Source organism: Sphingobium sp. CCH11-B1, assembly GCF_001556865.1.
Taxonomy (GTDB): Bacteria; Pseudomonadota; Alphaproteobacteria; order Sphingomonadales; family Sphingomonadaceae; genus Sphingobium.
Window position 1 is genome coordinate 33,006 of record NZ_LSJY01000032.1, and the last position, 19,667, is coordinate 52,672.

The window sequence follows — 19,667 nt, forward strand, 5'->3', positions numbered from 1 at the left end:
CCTCAAAGCTTTTCGGTCAGTTCAGGAACGATCTTGAAGAGGTCGCCGACCAGGCCGATATCGGCGACCTGGAAGATGGGCGCGTCCTCATCCTTGTTGATCGCGATGATGGTCTTGCTATCCTTCATGCCAGCAAGGTGCTGAATCGCACCCGATATGCCGACGGCGACATAGACTTCCGGCGCCACGATCTTGCCGGTCTGGCCGACCTGAAAATCGTTGGGCGCATAGCCAGCATCGACCGCCGCGCGGCTTGCGCCCACACCCGCGCCCAGCTTGTCGGCCAGCGGATCGATCACGCCATGAAACTGCCCGGCCGAGCCCAGCGCTCGCCCGCCCGAGACGATGATTTTGGCCGAGGTGAGTTCCGGGCGCTCGGACTGGGCGATCTCGGCACCCACGAAGCTGGAAAGTCCCGCATCCGTGCCCGTCGCAGCCTCGATACTGGCCGAGCCACCCTCGCGGGCCGCCTTCTCGAAGGCTGTGCCACGCACCGTGATAACCTTCTTTGCATCAGACGACTGGACCGTCGCGATCGCATTTCCCGCGTAGATGGGACGCGTGAACGTGTCAGCGCTTTCCACCGACAGGATGTCGCTGACCTGCATCACATCAAGCAAGGCCGCCACGCGCGGCGCGATGTTCTTGCCATTCGAAGTGGAAGGCGCCACGAACGCGTCATAGCCGCGCATCAGGTCCGCGACGGCCGGCGCGACATTCTCGGGCAAAGCGTGTTTGAACGCCGCATCGTCGAACGTTACGACTTTGGCGACACCCGCGACCTTCGCAGCAGCCTCGGCCACGCCGCCGATGCCCGCACCGGCAACCAGCAGATGGACCTCACCAAGTTTGGCAGCGGCGGTGACGGCCGATAGCGTCGCATCCTTGACCGACGCATTGTCATGTTCAACCCAGACGAGCGTATTCATAACTTATTCTCCGAGAAATCCGCCCCCGCTTCATCTCTGTGCGCACAGGATGAAGCGGGGTGCGCCGTCACTTGCATGGGAGAGGTTCGGCAAGTTCGGCGCGTTTGAAAGTTTATCAAATCGCCATTTCCTTGAGCCTGGCGACCAATTCATCGACGTCGGCCACCTTGATGCCCGCCGAGCGCTTGGGGGGTTCGGTCACCTTGAGCGTCTTGAGGCGCGAGGCGATCTCAACACCGAGATCGGCCGGCGTCTTCGTCGCCAGCGGCTTGGATTTGGCCTTCATGATATTGGGCAGGCTCGCATAGCGCGGTTCGTTGAGACGCAGATCGGTCGTCACGATCGCCGGCAGTTTGAGGCTTACGGTCTCCAGACCGCCATCCACCTCACGGGTCACCGCGACAGTCTCGCCCGATACTTCGACCTTGCTGGCGAATGTGCCCTGCCCCCAACCGAGAAGGGCTGCCAGCATCTGGCCGGTCTGATTGGCATCATCGTCGATGGCCTGCTTGCCGAGGATCACCAGGCCCGGAGCCTCCTCGGTGGCGATGGCCTTCAGGATCTTGGCGACGGCGAGCGGCTCGACCTCATCGTCAGTCTGGACGAGGATCGCGCGGTCGGCCCCCATGGCGAGCGCGGTGCGCAGCGTTTCCTGCGCCTTGGCGACGCCGATCGACACCACCACGATTTCGGTCGCGACTCCCTTTTCCTTGAGGCGGATAGCCTCTTCGACGGCGATCTCGTCGAACGGGTTCATCGACATTTTCACGTTCGCCAAATCGACGCCCGTCCCATCCGCCTTCACGCGCGGTTTCACATTATAATCGATAACCCGCTTGACGGGCACAAGCACCTTCATGGATCAATCCTACTCTGATTGTAATGCCGCCTGATATTCGGCAATGAGTCTCTCACAGATGGATCGGGCCGGTTGGACGGCAGTGGTAGCGCCGACACCGTGGCCTGCCGACCAGATCGTCTTCCAGGCCTTGGCCTCCTCCGAAACCGAAAGCGCGCCATGTGGCTCAGGGAGAGTCGCGGCTTCCAGCGAGGGCCGGAGAAAATTGGCCCCGACGCCGGTGACCCGGTCCGTATAGACGATATCCGCTGGTCCGGCCCCGATCACCATGTCTTTCTGTGCCGGCGAGGCGAGACTCTCTTCCGACGCGATGAAGTGGGATCCGATATAGGCAAGATCGGCCCCCATCATCTGCGCGGCCGCGATCTGGTGGCCGCGCGTGATGGCGCCGGAAAGCGCCAGCGGCCCCTGGAAGAAGCGCCGTATCTCGTCAACCAGTGCGAACGGGCTCATCGTGCCGGCATGTCCCCCCGCGCCGGCAGCGACCGCGATCAGACCGTCGACGCCAGCTTCGAGCGCCTTTTCCGCATGACGCACGTTCGTCACGTCGTGAAAGACCAGCCCGCCATAGCCCTGAACCACCTGGACAAGATCCGCGACGGCGCCGAGCGAGGTGATGACCAATGGCACATGGTGCCGAACGATCAGTTCCAGATCGGCGTCGAGCCTCGGATTGCTCTTATGGACGATGAGGTTGACGCCGAAGGGCGCCGCTCCCGGCATGGGAGCCAGCCGCTCCTCGATTTCATCCAGCCATTCACCGAAACCTTCGCTGGTCCGCTGATTGAGCGCCGGGAACGTGCCAAGCAGTCCCGCCTCGCAGCAACTGACGACAAGGTCCGGTCCCGACACAAGGAACATCGGCGCAACGATGGCTGGAATGGCCAGCCGCTTTTCGAGGCTTGCCGGAAGCGTCAAAACACGTCGTCTTCCAGCGCCATCAGCGACTTCTTGCCCGCCTTGATCGCCAGGAAGCTGGCCGTCGCCTGCGGCAGGATGCGCTCGAAGAAGAACGTCGCCGTCTTGATCTTGGCATCGTAGAAGCGCTTGTCCTCGCTGCCGAAGAAGAGCTGCAAGCCTGCAATCTTGGTCGCCTTGGCAAAGCAATAGCCCATGGCCACCAGGCCCATCAGACGCAGATAGTCCGCCGACGCCGCGCCCGCCTCTTCGGGATCCTTGAGTGCCCGCTGCGCGACCGTGGCCGTCGAAAGCTGCAGCGCCCCGAACGCCTTGGCGAGCGCCTCGACCATCGGCTTCATCGGTCCGTCGACGTTGTTTTCCTCGATGAAAGCCGACACCGGATGGAAGAAGCTGCGCAGATAGCGGCCCATATGGGCGCCGAGCTTGCGGCCGACGAGATCGAGCGCCTGAACGCCGTTCGTCCCCTCATAGATCATGGTGATCCGGGCATCACGGGCATATTGCTCGACGCCGCTTTCGCGGATGTAGCCGTGGCCGCCATAGCATTGGACAGCGAGGTTCGCACTGTCGAACGCAAGGTCGGTGAAGAGCGCTTTGACGACGGGGGTCATGAGCGCGATGAAGTCACTCGCACGCTGGCGCACTTCGGGTTCGGGAGAATGTTTTTCCGCGTCCAGCGCGCGCGAGACCCAGGCCGAGAGCGCCCGGCACCCCTCATTATAGGCCCGCATCGTCATCAACATGCGGCGAACATCGGGATGGACGATGATCGGATCGGCAGCCTGTTCGGGATATTTGGGGCCCGAGAGCGCCCGGCCCTGAATACGGTCCTTCGCATACCAGGCGGCCGCCTGATACGCGGCTTCACCGACACCGAGGCCCTGAATGCCGACAGAGACGCGCTCAGTGTTCATCATCGTGAACATGGCGGCCATGCCCTTGCCCGGCTCGCCGACCAGCCAACCGGTCGAATCGTCGAAGTTCATCTGGCAGGTCGCCGACGCCTTGAGACCCATCTTGTGCTCGATCGCGGCGCAGGCGACGCCGTTCGATTGACCGGGAGTGCCGTCCTCCTTGGGAAGATATTTGGGAACGAGGAACAGGCTGATGCCCTTTACGCCCTTGGGGGCGTCGGGCAGGCGGGCGAGCACGAGATGGATGATATTCTCGGTCAGGTCATGCTCACCGGCGGAGATGAAGATCTTGGAGCCGGTGACCTTGTAGCTGCCATCGCCCTGCGGGACCGCGCGGCTGCGCAGGAGCCCGAGATCGGTACCGCAATGAGGCTCGGTCAGGCACATCGTGCCGGACCATTGACCGCTTACCATCTTGGGCAGGTAGGCCTGCTTGAGCGCGTCGCTCCCATGGCCCTCGATCGCAGTGGTCGCACCATGGGTGAGGCCCGGATAGAGGCCGAAGGAAAGGTTGGACGAGCAGATCATCTCTTCGACCAGCTTGTTGACCGCTTCCGGCAGCCCTTGCCCACCCCATTCTGGATCGGATGCGAGCGCGGTCCAGCCACCTTCGGCGAATTGCTTATAGGCTTGCGCGAACCCCGCCGGCGTCCGCACAACGCCGTTTTCCAGATGGCATCCTTCCTCGTCGCCCGACCGATTGATCGGCAAGAGCACGTCGCGACAGAAGCGCGCCGCCTCCTCGAGGATGGCATCGGTCAGATCCGGCGTGAACTCCGCCAGCGCGGGAATGTCCCCGAAGCCGTCATCGGCATGGAGTTCGTTGAGCACGAAGCGCATATCGCGCAACGGGGCGTCATAGACTTGCATATTTATATCTCCTGACCAGTCGGCCCTCGGGCCGCCGGCCGCCAATCAGTTACGCAGCGGCTTGCCGGTGACGAGCATCTGCTCGACGCGCGCCTGGGTCCGCGGGTCGCGCACCAGTTGCATGAAGGCCTTGCGCTCGAGCGCCAGCAGATCCTCTTCGGTCACGATGTCGATCAGATCCTTCTCGCCGCCCGTCAGGACGTCGGCGAGCGCGCCGGACACGACACCATCGTAGGAGGTTGCGAGGCCACGGGCCTGGAATCCTTCGACAGCCATCGAAAGAGCGGACTTGCCTCCCGCGCCAGGCAAGCGGAATTCCGGAGCCACGGGCGGTTTGTAACCGTCCGCCAGTTCCAGTGCCTTCGCCTTGGCATCCGCCAGCAGGCGGTCGCGGTTCATCGTGATGCCGTCCGACGGACGCAGGAAGCCATGCTCCTTCGCCTCGGCGGCCGACTTTGCCACAGTGGCCGTCGATACCGTCTCGAACACCTTGGCAACGGCCGGCATCGGCCCCTTGGGCATGCCGGGACTGGAGCGCCAGCGATCGATCATTTCACCGCATCCGCCCCAGCCAGGGATCAGGCCCACGCCGCACTCGACCAGACCCACATAGCTTTCGGCATGGGCCTGCACGGCATCACTGTTGAGCAGGATCTCGCAACCACCGCCCAACGCCATGCCGGCCGGCGCGCTCACGACCGGGAACGGCGCATATTTGAGCGCCTTGTAGGCCTGCTGCCCGCCCGCGACGAGCTTTTCGATCTCGCCCCATGCCGCGATGTTCAGCGCGAACAGGGCAAGGCCGAGATTGGCGCCAGCAGAGAAATTGCTGCCCTCATTATAGACGACGAGCGCCTTGAACTTGTCCTGCACGACCGGGATCGCCTGACCGATCAGCTTCATCACATCGCCGTCGAGCGCGTTCATCTTGCCGGTGAACTCAAGGCAGGCAACGCCGTCGCCGACATCCCAGAGTGCCGCCGAGCCATTTTTGAGGATCGGCTGGCTATGAAGCTTGATGTCTTCCAGCAGCAGCACGCCCTCGGGCCGCACGACATCATGATAGTCGCCGGCGGCATCGAGATATTGCCGACGGCCGTCCTGCACCCGGTAGAATGGCCGATCTCCGGCTACCTTGAGGATCGCGGGAACATCCCGCCCCTCGGCCGCCAGCCGTTCGGCGAGCTTGCCCGGCCCGAGGCGATCGATCAGTTCGAACGGCCCGAACTTCCAGTTGTAGCCGAGCTTCATCGCGTCATCGATGCCGACGATGTTGTCCGCAGCTTCACCGACCAGACTCGCGGCATAGGAAAGAACCTTGCCGAGAATTTCCCAGGCATAGGCGCCGACCTTGCCGGGCGCAGCAACCAATGCTGCCAGGTCCTTCTCGGCCCGGCCCGGCAAGGAAGCCGGCTTCACCGATACGCGATATTCGCCGGTCGCGAGATCGAGCGCTTTCTTGGTCTTCGTCGCCTTGTCGAACGCGTAGAAACCGCCCTTGCCCTTCCGCCCGGTAAAGCCTTCCGCGATCATCCTGTCGACGAGCGGCATCGGCCTCACCGTGTCGAAATAGGCGTCACCTGCCGGCAGCGTCGAGGACAGGCTCTTCGTGAGCAGCGGCATGAGGTCGACGCCAACGAGATCGACAAGGCCGAAAATGCCGGTCTTGGGCACGCCCATCGGCTTTCCGCCGATCTGGTCGGCTTCCTCCACCGTCAGCCCCTGGTCCATCGCGGCATTGATCGCGACGGCCAGCCAGTAGGTACCGATGCGATTGGCGATGAAGCCCGGCGTGTCCCGCGCCGGCACGATGCGCTTGCCGAGCTTTCGATCGACGAAATCCGAGACGCGCCTCGCCACAGCCGTATCAGTGTCGGGGCCGGTCACGATTTCGATGAGCCGCATGTAGCGCGGCGGATTGAAGAAATGGGTGATCAGGAAGTCCTGTTTGAACTGATCGTCCCGCCCCTCGACCAGATGGCCAAGCGGAATCGTCGAGGTATTGGACGATACCGCCGTGCCCGGACGCTTGAGCTGCTCGAGCTTGGCGTAGAGCGCCTGCTTGATGTCGAGCCGTTCGACGATCGCCTCGACGATCCAGTCGCATTCGGCCACCCGCTCGAGATGGTCGTCGATATTGCCCGTTTCAACGAGCTTCGCCGCAGCCTTCGACATGAAGGGCGCCGGATCGGTCTTCAGCATCTTCGCGACCGCACCCTTCGCCACGGCGTCACGATCGCCGCCCTCCTTGGGCACGATATCGAGCAGCAGCACCGGCACGCCGGCATTGGCGACCTGCGCTGCGATGCCGGCGCCCATGACGCCTGCGCCGATCACGCAGACCTTTTTGATGGTTTCCGGCGGGGCGCCGACTGGCTTGATGGCCTGCTCGCTCATTCCGCCGCCTCCAGCACGGTGGCGATGCCCTGACCGCCGCCGATGCACTGGGTGGCAAGCGCATAGCTGCCGCCTTCGCGCTTCAGCAGAGCCGCGGCCTTGCCCACGATCCGCGCACCGGTCGCCCCCAGAGGGTGGCCTATCGCGATGGCGCCGCCGTCCAGATTGACCTTCGACTGGTCAAGCCCCAGGTCGCTGATGCAGGCCAGTGACTGGCTCGCAAAGGCTTCGTTGAGCTCGACAACGTCAAGCTGGTCCACACTGAGCCCCGCCCGCTGCAGCGCCTTGCGCGAGGCCTCGACCGGTCCGATGCCCATGATCTCCGGCTGGCAGCCAGAGACAGCAACCGACTTGATGCGGGCAAGGATCGGCAGTCCATGCGCGCGCGCATAATCCTCGCTCGTGACCAGGATTGCGCTTGCGCCATCGGTCAGCGGCGAGGACGTTCCCGCCGTTACCGTGCCGTCCTGGCTGAAGGCCGGCTTCAGCCCGGCGAGGGTTTCCGTCGTCGTGCCGGCACGCGGCGTGCCATCCTTGTCGACCACGCCCGCCTTGGTCGTGATCGGCACGATCTCGGCCTCGAGCTTGCCGGCCGCGATAGCCGCGGCCGCCTTGTCCTGACTGGCGACCGCAAAGGCTTCCTGCTGGGCACGGGTGATCTGATATTTGGTCGCGACATTCTCCGCCGTGTCGCCCATGCCCATATAGGCGGCGCTCTTCTTCGCGAGCTCGGGGTTCGGCAGCGGATTGAACCCCATCATCGGCACGCGGCTCATCGACTCCACGCCCGCGCAGATGAAGGCCTCGCCGGCGCCAAGCTGAATCTGGCCCGCAGCGATGTGGACCGAGCTCATCGACGATCCGCAGAAGCGATTAACGGTCATGCCGCCGACAGAGAGCGGCAGGTCGGCGAGAAGACCGATAAGGCGCGCGATGTTGAAGCCCTGCTCGCCTTCAGGAAAAGCGCAGCCCAGCACGATATCCTCGATATCTTCGGCCTTCACGCCGGTCTGCTGAATCAGTCCGCGAATGACCTGAGCGGCCAGATCGTCAGGGCGGACGCGCGCCAGCGCGCCCTTGCCTGCCAGGTGAAAGGGGGACCGGGCATAGCCCGCAACAACCACATTACGCATCGATGATAGCCTCTCCAGGGAATCGGACATTTGATTACCTAATGGTGCGTGAAATGACGTTTACGTCAACTAAAATCTTTGGCACTCTTCTCACGCCGTCGAGGGAATCGTCATGCACCGGTTCCCGGGAGGCTTGATATCGGAGGTCTTGGCCGAGGAACGTACGGATGCTCGCCAGTGAAAAACCGCGCACTCTCATCCCGGCGATGATGCTCGCGCCCGTCTTATCGACGGCTGCGCCTCTCCCCAAGCGCCACTGCACCTGTTTTCGAAGGCGCACACATGCGATTTTCTGAGCATCCCCTCCGGCGTCAGATCGTCGGCGAAATGCATCTGCGCCGTTTTCCTGCACTCGAATTGCCCGCCATGGCATTTCAGACGGTTCGCCTGGTCGATGAGAATGACCGGGAGAAGGAATGGCTGATCCTGGAGCAGCGATGTGCCTCTGGACTCGATCGCAACCTGCGCCACCTGGAAACGGAGTGGTCCGCCAACGGGCGGCTGGCCTGGGAAAGGCACAGTGAAGCGGTCACCACGACGCTAACGTCAACCTCGGTCAGCGCGGACGCGCAGTTCTGGTCTGCTCCCGACGTCGGCCCCTTCAGTGATACCTTGCAGTGGATGGAAACGCTGCCGGGCCTGGTCATCCGCGCAACCCACATCGTCGTTGTGGCGAACGATAGCTACGCCGAGCCGGTTGTCGATCGGGCCGACTTCCATCCGGGCCATCTCGTCTCCTGCATCATCGGGGATAGCGTCCGGATCTGGAGCGACTTTCGCATTCACGCCGGCGGCTACGGGCGCCTGGTCGTTGCCGCGAACGGGGCGGCTGACGGCGAAGTGTCGCGTTCCATCCAGCGCATTCAGGAACTGGGCAATTATCGCAATCTTTCCTTGCTTGAAGGCGCGCAAAGATCAATAGCTTGACGGCGTCACACACGAACACGCCCGAACGCTGACGACGGGGCCAGCAGCGCCTGACCCTCCAATTCGCACACAACCTAATAGGCATTTTGATGACGCATTGAGCTATTGACTTACCTATACGTCATCGAGATGGTTATGGGACGCTGATTCGCCGCATATTGGCTCCAGACGTGAAACAGACGGTCGCCTGAAGGCGCGCGGAGAGGAACGATGTCGATCATTCTGACACTACTGGCTTCGAGCACTGCATTGCCCGCCGACACCGTTGTCGGTCGCTGGCAAACCGAGAGCCATCATGGCGTCGTGGAAATCACCCGCTGCGGGCAATCAATCTGTGGTGCCTTGATCAGTTCCGACGGGATCAAAGCCAACCCCGAACTACGTGACGAAAAGAACAAGACCGCTGCGTTGCGCGGTCGTCCGCTTCGTGGATTGCAGATGCTGCAGGGTTTTACGTGGAAGTCGGGCAGTTGGTCGGGTGGCTCCATCTACAACGCTGAGGATGGCGGCACATACAGCGCGACGGTCACATTAGCCGATCGGGATCATTTGCGCCTCAAGGGCTGCATCGTCTGGCCCCTTTGCAAGACGCAGACATGGACGCGCATCCGATAAGCACGAGGAATTTGACAATCACGAAAGGGGAGACGGGCGTGGCAGGCAAAAATTGGAAAGTTGGGATCGCAACATCGGCCCTGGCGGCTGGATTGCTCGCGCCGCAAGCCGCGAGCGCGCAGGCCTTTTACCTTCAGGAACAATCGTCCAGAGGTGCCGGACGAGCCTTTTCGGGCGAGGTCGCCGACCAGGGCGTACAGTCCCTCTGGTGGAATCCCGCTGCGATCGCAGGCATGGAAGGAGTCGATGCCCACCAGGCCGTAAGCATAATCCTTCCCAAAGGGTCGGTTGACAATGTCAACACGCTCATTGTCCGTCCCGGGCAGTCGGCTGCGGCTGTAGGCGGGAGCCAACGCTCTCGTGATCCGATCAATAATGGCGTACTACCCTCCGGCGCGATAGCCGTCGGCCTGACATCACGGCTCGCTTTGGGGCTGACCGTCGCCTCCCCTTATAGCTTCACAACCAATTATGATGCCGACAGCTGGGCACGGTATAGCGCCGACAAGACCAAGCTGCGAACATACGACATCCAGCCATCGATCGCCTACCTCGTTACGCCAAATCTCAGCATCGGCGCCGCGCTTAATATCGAATATGCCGACGCATCATTGTCCAACTATCTGCCGAACCTATCGCCTCTTCTCGCCGACGGCCACCAGGAGCTGAAAGGCAATGGTTGGGATCTGGGCTGGTCGGCCGGGCTGCAATATCGCGCCGGCCCCGTGCAACTGGGCGCCAGCTACAAGTCGAGCGTGAAGCATAATCTCGATGGTTCGGTGACGACGACCGGTCTTCTTGGTCCGCTCGCCGGGCAAAACAGCGTAGTGAATGCAAACGCCACGTTCGAGACCCCCTGGCAGGCGATCTTCGGAGCGCGCGTGGCGGTGTCGCCCAAGGTCACCCTCAACGGTCAGGTGACCCGCATGGGTTGGTCGAAATTCGACGCTATCCGGCTCGGCGCGCCGCTCAACGTTTCAATCCCGGAAAATTACCGGGACACGTGGAGCTTCGCAGGCGGCATCGATTATGCGGTCACACCGGCCTGGACCGTTCGTGCCGGCGTTCAACACGCCCAGACCCCGACGCGCAACGGCAATCGGGACGCTCGAGTGCCCGACAGCAACCGGTGGAATTTCGCTGCCGGCACAAGCTATGCCGTGTCTTCCCGGTTCACGCTCGATGCGGGCGCAGCGTATATCACGTTCAAGGATACGACTATTGATCGCACGACAGCGGCCTATGCCGGCACGGCCGTGCAGACGCCGATCCTGATGGACGGCAAGCTCGAGGACGCGCACGCCGTCGTGCTGTCGCTCGGCGGACGTTTCCACTTCTGATGCTGGAGATCGCCATGCCCCAGCCCGCCATCAGCGCCTTCCCGTCGATACCGGAACCGGCAATTCCGCCACGGCTCCTGACCGACCTCCTCGACAATGCGTTGAACCTTTATCCCGAACGCGTCGCCATCGACTTTCTCGGGCGAACCTGGACTTATGCGCAGGTGGGGCAACTCGTTCGTCGTGCAGCACGTGGATTGCAGGATCAGGGGCTGCGCAAGGGCGATCGGTTCGGCCTGTGCCTGCCGAACTGCCCCTATTTCGTGATATTGTACTTCGCCGCGCTGCGCGTGGGTGCGATCGTGGTCAACTTCAACCCGCTCTACACGGAGCGCGAACTGGAGCATCAGATCCGGGACTCGGGAACGCGCATGATGGCGGTACCGGACGTCCGGATAATCCACGAGAAAGTGCAAGCCGTCGCGCCACGTGCCGGGCTGGACAAGATCGTGTTGTGCGGCATGAGGGATATGCTGCCCTGGCTGCAAGGCCTGGGCTTTGCGCTATTCAAGCGAAAAGACCACGCGCGGATACTCGACGAAGGCCTTCATGTCCGCCTCAAGGCGCTTCTCGCCCATGATGCCGAACCTGACGCGGTCGAACGTCACCCTGATGATGTCGCGGTCCTTCAATATACCGGAGGCACAACCGGCGTGCCCAAGGGCGCAATGCTGACCCATGCCAACCTCACGGCGAACAGCGCCCAGATGGTGGTGCATGTGGGAGGACTTCGCCCGCAGCAGGAGAGAACTCTCGGCGTCCTGCCCATGTTTCACGTCTTCGCACTCACGACGGTGCTCAACTTCTCGGTCGAAATCGGCGCCGAAATCGTCCTGCTGCCGCGGTTTGAGATGAAGCAGGTTCTCAGGACGATGAAGCGCAAGCCACCGACACAGTTCTTCGGCGTCCCTACCATCTATGTTGCCCTGAACGCGCTTCCGGACGACGAGATACCCGATCTCTCGGCCGTGCGCGCCTGTATATCCGGCGGCGCTCCGCTCCCGCTCGAGGTACGCGAGGAGTTCGAGGCACGCACGCGTGCCAGGGTCGTGGAAGGATATGGGCTCTCCGAAACCGCCCCAATCATCGCCTGCAACCCGTTGTTCGGGACGGTGAAGGATAATAGCTGCGGCCCAAGTTTCCCCGGCACCATCATCGAGATCCGCGATCCGGAGAATCCCTCGCGGGTTCTTCCCCAGGGAGAACGCGGAGAAGTGTGCGCCCGCGGCCCTCAGGTGATGAAGGGCTATTGGCAGCGCCCTGCAGAGACCAGTGCTGTCTTCGTCGATGGCGCGCTACGAACCGGCGATATCGGCTATTTTGATGAGGATGGCTATCTCTTCCTCGTCGACCGCATCAAGGACATCATCTTCTGTGGCGGATATAATGTATATCCCCGGATCATCGAGGATGCGGCCTACCAACACCCGGCGGTAAAGGAGGCGATCGCAATCGCGATACCCGATGCCTACAGAGGTCAATCTCCCAAGTTGTTCGTCGCACTGCACGAGGGGGCAAACCTGACCGTCGATGAACTCAAGATTTTTTTGCAGGATCGCCTCAGCAAGATCGAGTTACCCAAGGCTTTCGAATTCCGGGACAGCCTGCCCAAAACGCTGATCGGCAAACTTTCGAAGAAGGATTTGATCGAAGAGGAGAACAAAAAGCTCGCCTGAGCCTCTATCCCCTGTCAAGCTACAAAGCTTATGCGCTTGAGTGGTAGGGTAGCCGTGATTGGAGGACAGGGAGTGGATGGCATGGGGAACTCGCTCCACCTCGCCGAGGACGATGAAACGCTTAAGGACGCGGGTCGCGACAACCCCACGCACAAGGGGAGAACCCGCGCAAAGGATGCGGATTTACAAGTGTACGGCATCCAGGATGTCGCTCAGGAACTCGGACTGACACTTCGCACGCTACGCTTCTACGAAAAGGAGGGGCTCATCGCCCCTCAACGGGTAGGCAGCACCCGGGCATATTCCAGGCGTGAGATCGGACGCATACAGCTGATTTTGCGCGGCAAACGCCTTGGCTTCTCCATCAAGGAAATCAAGGAGTTTCTCGATCTCTACGATGCCGATCCCGAGCATAAGGAGCAAATGGAGCGATTGATTGCCCGCATCCGGGAAAGGTTGGTCGACTTGAAGACGCAGCGCTCTGCGCTCGACCTGACAATCGACGAGCTTACAACCATCGAAGTGGAAGCGATGGCAAAGTTGCAGCGATAATTTGGTCATCCCATTCTCTAACCGAGCGGTAACGCTTGATCGCGGCGCCCCCGATCCAATTAAGCCGTCAAGCGACGAGCGCCGCGCCGATCGCTAAGGCCGCCCCAGAACCGCGCCATGATCATCCAGGCGATGCCCGACGCGGTCATCGCCCCGCCGACCTGCCATGGCTCGAGGCCAAGCACGCGCGCGATGGGGCCCGCGAGCGCCACGAACGACATCATCGCCATCGAGCAGACGAAGGTCTCGAACATCAGTGGCTTCATGCTGAAAGCGCCTGATGCTTCCTCCCCCACTTGTTCGTCGCCTGTCGCTGTCGCAGCTTCGGTCATGCTGCTTCGTCCCGTGATGCGACCGGCGAACGGCCACCATTCCAGAGCAGCGCCGTCGAGACGGCATAGACAACGAGCCAGCCGAGGTTGAACGCGGCGCCGTCAAGCCAGGTGTGCGCCGGCTCGGGCAGGATGCGCGCGATCAGCATGCCGATCGCGACCAGCGAGACGGGATTGGCCAGCGCTGCGAACCAGCGTGGCCAGGCGGTGCGGCCCAGCGCGATGACGATCCCGAGGAGCAGCAGCGCCAGGCCCAGCGTCACGATCGGCATCAACCAGGCGATGAGCAGGACAGGCTCCAAGCCGATTGCCCGCAATGTGGACAATCGCTCGAGAATTTCCGCGAAGGCACGTCGTCCCGGTCTACCGGGTGGTTGGCGGATCCAGGCAAGAATGCTGATGCGGCCTGCATTGTGCTGCAGCAGCAGCGAGTCCAGCAGGCCGCATTGCACTGAAGTCAGACTTCCCGTCAGCAGGTTGCCCACGTTCCGCTCGGCATCTAACAGAGCTTTGCTCACCATGCGTTCCAGGGACGTGATACCGGGCACGATTATCTGCCGGCGGCGGAATTCTTCCATCAGGATCCGCGCGAGATCGATTCCACCGGTCATGGTCAGTGCGATCGGCAAGAGCCAAGCCTGCAGTTCTGCATGGATCGGACGGCTCAATTGCCGGAAACCGAATACCTCGCGCAGCGTATCGAGTTGCTCATACCGGGTGGGACCACGCGTGGCATAATCGGCAAGCGCGTCCGGCTCGACGCCGAGCTGATCCCCGACGAACCTGAGAGGAGCATCAGGGATGAATTCGCCGGGTTTCAGCAATCGGCCAGGATATCGCAAGGCGCAGAGCTGCAGCGCAAAACCGAGGCGGTTGTGGGGACGCCTCCGGCTCGTGAAGACGCGCAGATCTGCGGAACTGAGCGTCCAGTATCGCACCAGATCTGGCTCGCTCTCCGGCAAGGCGAACAACTCGGCGTGTTGCGCCTCGGTCAGAACAGAGCGGCGGGGCATCGGGTCAGGCCTTGACCGGTCCCGTCCAGCCAATGCGATCGAGCGTGCCGATGAGGGTCGATCGCGGCACCTTGAATGATCGGCACACCGACGCCTTGCTTGCGCCGGCATCGAGGGCTGCCGTGATCTGCTCGATCGTTTCCGCGTCAATGCTGGGCGGCCGGCCCCCGCGCCGGCCCCGTCGTCGAGCTGCGACCAAGCCTGCCATCACCCGCTCACGCGTGAGCGCGCGTTCATATTGGGCGAGCGCGCCGAAGAGCGAAAACAGCAATTCACCATGGGGCGTGCTTGTGTCCATCTGCTCCGTTAGCGATCGGAAGGCCACACCTCGATTTTTCAGATCGGTTATGATCGCCAGAAGATTGGTCAATGATCGCCCGAGACGGTCGAGTTTCCAAACGACCAAGGTGTCGCCGGCCTTCAGGAATTCGAGGCAAGTGACCTGCCCCCCGGCGGTCCCTCGATCATAACGAGAGTCTTGCGGTTGAATATTCCGGTATGCTCGCCTGCACAAGCGCGCCGGGCGTGATGCTATCGTCCTGCACGAACGTCCGACGCGCTTGTGCAGGCGTTCGATTTCCCAACGATGAGTGGGGGCGAACATGGTTGTAGTCGTAGCGCCAGATGGCCAGCTTCCGGCGGGCGTCAGCCAAGCTGTCGAACAGCTCCTCGTTGAGCAGCTCATCGCGCAATGAGCCGTTGAAGCTCTCGATGAAGCCGTTCTGCTGGGGCTTACCGGGATCGATGTAATGCCACTCAACCTTGTTGAGGGCATAGCGTGGAAGGTACGCTAAACGATGGAGTGGATGGCTCCCGCTCACCGGCTGAGGCAGACTGCCTCGGCTGAAGAGCGAGGAGACGGACGATGAGTGAGATTGTCACGATTGGGCTGGATATCGCGAAGTCGGTGTTCCAGGTCCATGGTGTAGACGCTGCGGGTCAGGTGGTTGTGACCCGGCAATTGAAGCGCGGACAGATGTTGAAGTTTTTCGCGGCATTGCCTCCGGTTCTGATCGGGATCGAAGCCTGCGGAACGGCGCATCACTGGGGTCGGCAGCTCCAGAACCTGGGCCACGACGTAAAACTCATCCCGCCGATCTACGTGAAACCTTACGTCAAGCGGCAGAAGAACGATGCCGCCGATGCCGAAGCGATTTGCGAGGCGGTGACGCGGCCGACAATGCGGTTCGTCGAAATCAAGTCAGTTGACCAGCAGGCTGGCGGCGTGCTGCACAAAACGCGGGCACTGCTGATCAAGCAGCGGACGATGATGTTCAATGCCGTGCGCAGCCATCTGGCCGAATTCGGTCTTGTGACGGGTACCGGCGTGGCGCAGGTGGTGCGCATGGTCGATCGGCTTGCGAAAGGGGACGAACTCGATCTTCCGGAACTGGCGCGCGAGACACTCGGCGTCTTAGCGCGCCACATTCAGGAACTGCAGGACAAGCTCACCGGGATCGATAAGCAGTTGACCCGCTTGCATTATCGCAACGACGTCAGCAACATCCTTGAAACCATCCCCGGCGTTGGTGTGATCACCGCCTCGGCGCTCGCGTCGATGGTGACCAACGCGCAGAGCTTCAGGTCGGCCCGCCATTTCGCCGCCTGGCTTGGACTCGTGCCCCGGCAAAACTCGTCAGGTGGCAAGACCCGCCTGGGCAAGATTACCAAGGGCGGCAATCGCTACCTGCGACAATTGCTGGTCGTCGGTGCGACTTCAGTGCTGCGGCATGTCCGGGCGGGCAGCGTCAAAGGCTTTGAATGGGCCAAAGCCTTGCTTGATCGCCGTCCGCCCAAGGTTGTGGCCGTTGCTCTGGCCAACAAGATGGCGCGTATTGCATGGGTGGTGATGACGCGCGGCGTCGAGTATGAAAGAAAGGAATTGGCGATCGCAGCCTGATTGGCAGGCGATGGCAAAACAAGGTTGAGGTGTGAAGACCGACTGAAGGCAAGCCATTCGATCCACCGAGCTTCGGCAAACCTGCTTAGCGTACAGGACTTCGAGTCCGCGTAAACGATGAGGAGGCCAGGGCTGGCGGAATCCTTCAAGGCCAGCAGCCGTATAAAGGCTGCACATAAAGGCCGGACACGCGACTGCACTCGATATGGCATGTCAGAACGTCAGAAAATCGCACCGCAACGCGGGAGCCATCCACACGCAACGCTAAGGGAGAACAACCGAGGAACGCTTAGGCGGCGCGGCTGTCCGGCGGAAGATTGAGGGCCTTGCGGCCAGCGGAAGCGGCGGCTCGATCCCAGAGGAAATCGCCGGAAAAGGCAATATGCTCCCAGCCAACCGGCGACGTATGGACAAGCAGATCATCGGGGACCGGGGCCGCTGCCGATCGCAGATGCTGGGCGGCGTCGGCCATGTAGATCGTGTTCCAATAGACGATCGCCGCGATGACTAGGTTGAGGCCTGATGCCCGATATTGTTGAGCTTCATGGCTGCGGTCGATGATGCGGCCCTGGCGGAAGGTGTAGATCGCTTGCGTCAGGGCATGGCGCTGCTCGCTGTTGTTAAGGCCGGCATGGCATCGCCGGCGCAGATCGGGATTTTCAAGCCAGTCCAGCATGAACAGGGTCCGTTCGATCTTGCCGATCTCCTGTAGTGCGACGTCGAGCTGGTTCTGCCGTTCGTAGGCGGCGAGCTTTCGCAGCATGACCGACGGCGCGACGTGGCCAGCCTTGATCGACCCCACGAGGCGCAGCACGTCGTCCCATTGTTCATTGATGATGTCGGTGCGGATACGCTTGCCCAACAACGGGGCGATGGACGGATAGGCCGAAACCGGCGCGATCGGCGCAAGCCGCCTGTCCGGAAAGTCGCGCAGGCGCGGGCAGAAGCGAAATCCCAGCATCGCGCACAGGGCGAAGACATGATCCGTCGCTCCGCCGGTGTCGGTGTAATGCTCGACGATCCTGAGATCGGTGCCATGGCTGATGAGGCCGTCGAGGACATAGGGCGCTTCATGCGTGGCGGCCGAGATCACATTGACGTGGTAGGGCCCGCGCTGATCGGAAACATGGGTGTAGAAGCTGAAGCCATGATCGACGCCATAGCGGGCGTTGATGTCGCCGCCCGATGCGCCGCGCTTCGCGCCCCTGAAGAACTGACCATCGGAACTGGACGTTGTGCCGTCGCCCCATACCCGCGAGAATGTCAGGCGGTGGTGCGCGTTGATGAGGACGGCGAGCGCCGCGCGGTAGCTCTCGTCGCGGATATAGGCGTCATGGGTCCATAGGAGTTGATCGCGCGTGACGCCCTGGCTCGCGGCGGCCATGCGCGACAGGCCGAGATTGGTGGCGTCGGCGAGGATCGTGGCGAGCAGCGCATTTTCATTGGGACATAGCTCGCCGGTGCGCAGGTTGGTGAACGCCGAAAGAAAGCCAGTTTCCTGCGCCACCTCATGTAGCAGTTCGGTGATACGGATGCGTGGCATCATCGCATCGAGCCGGTCGGCCAGGGCTTCGGCGTCGGGCGTTGCGATCGTGCGAACGGGGGATATCTGGAGGCGGCCGTCGCGGTATCGCACACCCTCCAGAGCGTCGCGCTTCAGGCTCCGGGCGAATTTCTTCAGCCGCCAGTCCAGTTCGCGGCCCCGCTGTTCGAGCCATTCGCCGGCTGTGGGTGGCAGACCAAGAGCCGACACGATCGGCTTGGCCTTCGGTTCGCTTAGCAGGTAGCTGTCGAACTGGCGGTATCCCGTCGATCGTTCCACCCAGACATCACCGGAGCGCAGCTTGTTGCGCAGATGCGCGATAGTCGCGATTTCCCAGAGCCGCCGATTGATCTTGCCGTCATCGCCCATGACGATTTTCTGCCATTCCTTGCGGAAGGGCATCGGAGCGTCGGCAGGCAGATCGCGCTTGCCCGACCTATTGAGGTCGCGCAGCATCTCGATAGCGGCAATCGTTTTCGCGCTGCCCTTTCCGGCCTTGAACTGTAGCGCTTCAAGCAGATCAGGGGCGAACTTGCGCAACGCCGCATAGCGGTCGGCCGCGACCCTCAGCGGATCAAGATTGGCGGTTTCCGCGATCGTCGCCACTTCCGGTCTGGCCTTCAGGAGGGTGTGCCATCCTACTGAGGCATCCAGGACCTCCATAGGATCTTCGCCAGTATCGACTGCATCGGTGAGCGCGTCGATCGTCCTGCGGAAGATCAGCATCAGCCGGGCCACGTTCTTCGACGTGGCGGCATAGCTGCGCGCCTGGACGTTCTTCGCGCGGGTGAAGATGCCGCCGATCAGCTTGTCCGCCATCTCCAGGGCGCTGTCCGTCAGCCGTTCTTCAAGATCGAGCAGGAAGGCAACGAGCGTGGCGCGTCGCCGGGAGGGAATATAGCGCTCGATCATATAGGCAGGCGACGCACGGCCTTCCCTGACATATTGCCGAAATCGGTCCGCGTGGATGCGGCCCGCGACGTCGGGGGAAATGCCGATCTTCCGCACCTGCCTCAGACGGTCGAGGATCTGGCGGACGTGATCGGGCTTGGCCGCGACGGGGATGGTCTTAAGCAAGGCGAGATGGCTCATGCCGCCGGCGGCGTCGAAGAGCTGATCGAGGGCCTGGACCTGTTCGGCGCTGAGATCGGCGATCAGGGCGTGGGCGGCCTGCTTGCGCGCGCGGGCACGTCCCGCGCTGCTGGCGCGTTCGATGGTGGAGATGGACGGCAGCAAAATCCGGGCCTCGCGCAGGGCGGTGACCACGCCCATCGCAATCGTCATCCCCTTGTCGGTCGCCCATGCGGTTCTCGCGGCCGCCTCGACCATGAAGGGAATATCGGCGCGGGTTGGCCCCCGAAGCCCCAAACGCGCCGCCAGCTCACGGGCATGATCCGTCATTGTCTGATCCCGCGCCGCATAGTTGGCCAGCTCGGTTACGTGCAGACCAAGTTGCTCCGCGACGAAAGCGGCGAGATCATGGGGTATTGCTCCCCTGTCCTGTATCAACTGCGCAAGCGTGATGCCCGGGTGCCGCAGGAGCGCGAGTTGCAGCGCCACGCCCAACTGGTTCCGTCGCTCCCGTCGCGCGCCGATGATCTCGATATCGGAAGGCTCGAAGGTATAGAGCCGGGCCAAATGGTCGCGATCGGTCGGGATGGCGAGTATCTGATCGCGTTCGCTCTCGGTCAGGGGCTCTGTTGCAAAGATTGGCGGCAGTCAGAGGTAGGCTGTCGCTCTGCGCCG

Annotated in this window: 15 protein-coding genes and 2 pseudogenes; 6 read left to right on the forward strand and 11 right to left on the reverse strand. The window is 62.2% G+C overall.

The genetic code is table 11. From position 1 onward, the window contains the following. Positions 1 to 2: 2 nt before the first annotated feature. From AX724_RS04635 to AX724_RS04660, 6 genes are all read right to left on the reverse strand, one after another. Positions 3 to 929 carry an electron transfer flavoprotein subunit alpha/FixB family protein gene (locus tag AX724_RS04635; protein ID WP_004206978.1) on the reverse strand — a complete coding sequence of 309 codons (927 nt, stop codon included), beginning with the start codon at positions 927 to 929 and terminating at the stop codon, positions 3 to 5. Between the two features lie 115 nt (positions 930 to 1,044). Continuing rightward, the gene (locus AX724_RS04640; RefSeq protein WP_004206977.1) at positions 1,045 to 1,788 is read right to left on the reverse strand and encodes an electron transfer flavoprotein subunit beta/FixA family protein; all 744 of its coding nucleotides are present in this window, start codon (positions 1,786 to 1,788) and stop codon (positions 1,045 to 1,047) included. A gap of 9 nt (positions 1,789 to 1,797) precedes the next feature. After that, positions 1,798 to 2,706, reverse strand: coding sequence for an NAD(P)H-dependent flavin oxidoreductase (locus AX724_RS04645; RefSeq protein ID WP_025290593.1), 909 nt, complete (start codon positions 2,704 to 2,706; stop codon positions 1,798 to 1,800). Further along, complete coding sequence (locus tag AX724_RS04650; protein ID WP_025290592.1) at positions 2,703 to 4,493, reverse strand: acyl-CoA dehydrogenase C-terminal domain-containing protein; 1,791 nt, start codon at positions 4,491 to 4,493, stop codon at positions 2,703 to 2,705. The genes AX724_RS04645 and AX724_RS04650 overlap by 4 nt, the downstream gene beginning before the upstream one ends. A gap of 45 nt (positions 4,494 to 4,538) precedes the next feature. Continuing rightward, positions 4,539 to 6,890, reverse strand: coding sequence for a 3-hydroxyacyl-CoA dehydrogenase/enoyl-CoA hydratase family protein (locus AX724_RS04655; RefSeq protein ID WP_025290591.1), 2,352 nt, complete (start codon positions 6,888 to 6,890; stop codon positions 4,539 to 4,541). Then, positions 6,887 to 8,023 (reverse strand): thiolase family protein, encoded by a 1,137-nt coding sequence (locus tag AX724_RS04660; protein WP_004206969.1) that lies wholly within the window; start codon positions 8,021 to 8,023, stop codon positions 6,887 to 6,889. Before AX724_RS04660 ends, AX724_RS04655 begins: the two co-directional genes overlap by 4 nt. Before the next feature lie 282 nt (positions 8,024 to 8,305). Between AX724_RS04660 and AX724_RS04665 the strand changes: the two genes are divergently transcribed. The 5 genes from AX724_RS04665 (at position 8,306) to AX724_RS04685 (ending at position 13,133) form a co-directional block, all read left to right on the forward strand. Then, entirely contained in the window at positions 8,306 to 8,950 is a 645-nt protein-coding gene (locus AX724_RS04665; RefSeq protein ID WP_066764030.1) for a DUF3422 family protein, read from the forward strand. 210 nt (positions 8,951 to 9,160) lie between these two features. Beyond that, complete coding sequence (locus AX724_RS04670) at positions 9,161 to 9,565, forward strand: DUF2147 domain-containing protein (RefSeq protein ID WP_066764031.1); 405 nt, start codon at positions 9,161 to 9,163, stop codon at positions 9,563 to 9,565. Between the two features lie 38 nt (positions 9,566 to 9,603). Further along, a complete protein-coding gene (locus AX724_RS04675) occupies positions 9,604 to 10,905 on the forward strand; it encodes an OmpP1/FadL family transporter (protein WP_025290589.1) in 1,302 nt (433 codons plus the stop codon). A 14-nt stretch (positions 10,906 to 10,919) separates the two neighbouring features. Then, a complete protein-coding gene (locus AX724_RS04680) occupies positions 10,920 to 12,581 on the forward strand; it encodes a long-chain-fatty-acid--CoA ligase (RefSeq protein WP_047099898.1) in 1,662 nt (553 codons plus the stop codon). A gap of 81 nt (positions 12,582 to 12,662) precedes the next feature. Next, positions 12,663 to 13,133: a MerR family transcriptional regulator gene (locus AX724_RS04685; protein WP_004206963.1), complete on the forward strand. Its 471-nt coding sequence runs from the start codon at positions 12,663 to 12,665 to the stop codon at positions 13,131 to 13,133. Positions 13,134 to 13,192: 59 nt separating this feature from the next. Here AX724_RS04685 and AX724_RS04690 read toward each other — a convergent pair whose 3' ends face one another. The 4 genes and pseudogenes from AX724_RS04690 to AX724_RS04705 all read right to left on the reverse strand — a co-directional run. Beyond that, positions 13,193 to 13,465 carry a hypothetical protein gene (locus AX724_RS04690; protein WP_017503288.1) on the reverse strand — a complete coding sequence of 91 codons (273 nt, stop codon included), beginning with the start codon at positions 13,463 to 13,465 and terminating at the stop codon, positions 13,193 to 13,195. 281 nt (positions 13,466 to 13,746) lie between these two features. Then, positions 13,747 to 14,478: pseudogene (locus tag AX724_RS22610) on the reverse strand (DUF4158 domain-containing protein); the annotation flags it as partial. Between the two features lie 4 nt (positions 14,479 to 14,482). Beyond that, positions 14,483 to 14,992: a recombinase family protein gene (locus tag AX724_RS04700; protein WP_025290585.1), complete on the reverse strand. Its 510-nt coding sequence runs from the start codon at positions 14,990 to 14,992 to the stop codon at positions 14,483 to 14,485. Further along, positions 14,943 to 15,245 (reverse strand): annotated as a pseudogene (locus tag AX724_RS04705) (integrase core domain-containing protein); the annotation flags it as partial. The gene AX724_RS04700 and the pseudogene AX724_RS04705, both read right to left, overlap by 50 nt. A gap of 98 nt (positions 15,246 to 15,343) precedes the next feature. On the opposite strand from AX724_RS04705, the gene AX724_RS04710 reads away from it, so the two are divergent. Next, a complete protein-coding gene (locus AX724_RS04710; RefSeq protein WP_066764033.1) occupies positions 15,344 to 16,378 on the forward strand; it encodes an IS110 family transposase in 1,035 nt (344 codons plus the stop codon). 289 nt (positions 16,379 to 16,667) lie between these two features. On the opposite strand, the gene AX724_RS04715 is transcribed toward AX724_RS04710, so the two are convergent. Next, positions 16,668 to 19,631: a Tn3 family transposase gene (locus AX724_RS04715; protein ID WP_066764035.1), complete on the reverse strand. Its 2,964-nt coding sequence runs from the start codon at positions 19,629 to 19,631 to the stop codon at positions 16,668 to 16,670. Positions 19,632 to 19,667 lie beyond the last annotated feature (36 nt).